We start from the raw sequence: 1,997 nt of genomic DNA, 5'->3' as shown, positions 1-1,997 counted from the left end.
TATGAATCCTGACCCTAGCCCCTCCTCGGCAATGGGGGCGGTGGCGTTCTGAGCAACTTCATGCAGCTTACGCCGGGCATGTGCCCAGCAATAGGCCAGTTCCACGTCCTGATCGTCCCGTTTGAGCAGGCGGTTGTATCCGGCATAGCCATCCACTTGCAGGATGCCATTGAACTCCTTGAGAATGTCATCTGCATATTGGCCGGATCGTCCTGGCGCGTAGGTGAACGCCACTCCGGGCGGGTCCTCGCCGTTCCAAGGGCGGTCATCCCGCGCCAAGGCCCAGAAGTATCCGGTTTTGGTCTTGCGTCGGCCGGGATCCAGCACCGGGGCGCGGGTTTCATCCATGAACAGCTTGCGCGACTGTTTTAGATCGGCGAGCAGAGCCTCATGGATCGGCTTTAGCTCGAACGCTGCCCGGCCGACCCAATCAGCCAGCGTGGAACGATCCAGACCGATCCCTTGCCGACCGTAGATCTGGGCCTGCCGATAAAGCGGCACGTGATCGGCATACTTGCTGACAATCACATGCGCCACGGTGGCCTCGGTCGGCATGCCGCCGGGGATCAGATGCGCCGGCGCAGGTGCTTGCAGGATACCGTCCTCGCAGGAGCGGCAGGCATATTTGGGGCGACGGGTCACGATGACCCGGAACTGCGCGGGAACGATGTCGAGCCGCTCGGAGACGTCTTCGCCGATGACATGTCGCTGGGCACCGCAGCCGCAGGTCGTGCTCTCGGGCTCGATCACCTTCTCGATCCGCGGCAGGTGTTTTGGCAATGCCCCGCGGTTGGCCTTGCGGGGGCACGGCTTGCGCGCGAGCAGACGGTCATCCGCCTCGTCCTCGGCATGGATCGCAGCCTGCGCGGTCTCGATGTCCTCCAGAGCCAGTTCAAACTGCTCGGGACAGACCCTCTCGGACCTGGCGCCGAACAGGGCGCGCTTGTAATCCGCGACCAGTTTCTCCAACTGAGCGATGCGTTCTTCCTTGCGCTCGATGACGCCGTTCTGCTACTCGGCCCGAGACTGCGCCGCCAGAACCATCGCTTTCAGAGCGTCAATATCGTCAGGAAGATCGGCCACACGCATCATGCCGGTGATCTACCAAAACCGGCTTCATGCCACCCGCTCAAACGGTGGCCCGAGTCATTCTGCCGCAGTTGGCGGCCGCACCGCGAGAGCCTTCACCCTGCGCCAGTCGAGCCCGGCAAACAGCGCCTCGAACTGGGCATGATTGAGTGCCATCACCCCATCCCGGATCGCGGGCCAGGTGAAGGTGGTTTCCTCCAGCCGCTTGTAGGTCATCACCAGGCCGGTGCCGTCCCCAATAGAGCAGCTTCAGCCGGTCCGCCCGCTTGGCCCGGAACACGAACACCCTCCCCGTGAACGGCTCCTTGCGCAGCTCGTTCTTCACCAATGCTGCCAGCCCGTCGTGCCCCTTGCGGAAATCAATCGGCTTCGTTGCCACCACGATCCGCACCCGGTTCGACGGGAAGATCATGATGTCCCGCTCAGCGCGTGGACGATCTCGACAATCCGCGCCGCTGCCGTCCCGCCATCCAGTCGAATGGCGACCCCGCCATGGATGATCTCAATGGCAACGGTCGACGTGATCGCCGACGGCGCGTCCACAGGCTCGATCACCACAGGGACAAATTCCGCCCCTGCCAGATCGGGAACCGCCAGCTTGCCGTCCTTCGCTTGCTGACGCCATGCGGACAGATGATTGGGTCGCAAATCATGCCGCCTGGCCACTTCGTTGACCGTGACACCGGGCACCAGCGTCTCGGCCACGACACGACCCTTGTAGGCATCCGACCAGCGCCGCTTGCCAGATGGACCGACAACGACCTCCATCCGGCCAATGTCCTCCATATGGTGCTCTATATATCCTACCAACGCCGCCTCCGCTCCAAATCTACACTTGAAAACGGACTCGCAGATCAGGCCGCAATCAGGAAGGTGGGGGCCGAACAGCGCTTACGAGGCAGCTTGCG

At 62.8% G+C, this 1,997-nt stretch carries 3 protein-coding genes and 1 pseudogene; all 4 read right to left on the bottom strand.

Features of this window, described 5'->3' with window-relative positions; genetic code table 11:
- On the bottom strand, positions 1 to 999 hold a 999-nt coding region (locus KO516_RS20305; RefSeq protein WP_371742121.1), incomplete at its 3' end, for an IS66 family transposase.
- Between the two features lie 147 nt (positions 1,000 to 1,146).
- Positions 1,147 to 1,305, bottom strand: coding sequence for a transposase (gene tnpB / locus KO516_RS24455; RefSeq protein WP_252737756.1), 159 nt, complete (start codon positions 1,303 to 1,305; stop codon positions 1,147 to 1,149).
- A 73-nt stretch (positions 1,306 to 1,378) separates the two neighbouring features.
- Positions 1,379 to 1,501: pseudogene (gene tnpB, locus KO516_RS24840) on the bottom strand (IS66 family insertion sequence element accessory protein TnpB); the annotation flags it as partial.
- The gene (locus tag KO516_RS20295; protein ID WP_252737754.1) at positions 1,498 to 1,875 is read right to left on the bottom strand and encodes a transposase; all 378 of its coding nucleotides are present in this window, start codon (positions 1,873 to 1,875) and stop codon (positions 1,498 to 1,500) included. The gene KO516_RS20295 and the pseudogene tnpB (KO516_RS24840), both read right to left, overlap by 4 nt.
- Positions 1,876 to 1,997 lie beyond the last annotated feature (122 nt).

Origin of the sequence: Citreicella sp. C3M06 (assembly GCF_018860705.1) — a bacterium.
In the GTDB taxonomy this organism is placed as follows: Bacteria; Pseudomonadota; Alphaproteobacteria; order Rhodobacterales; family Rhodobacteraceae; genus Salipiger.
This window is presented reverse-complemented; position numbering and strand designations above follow the sequence as displayed.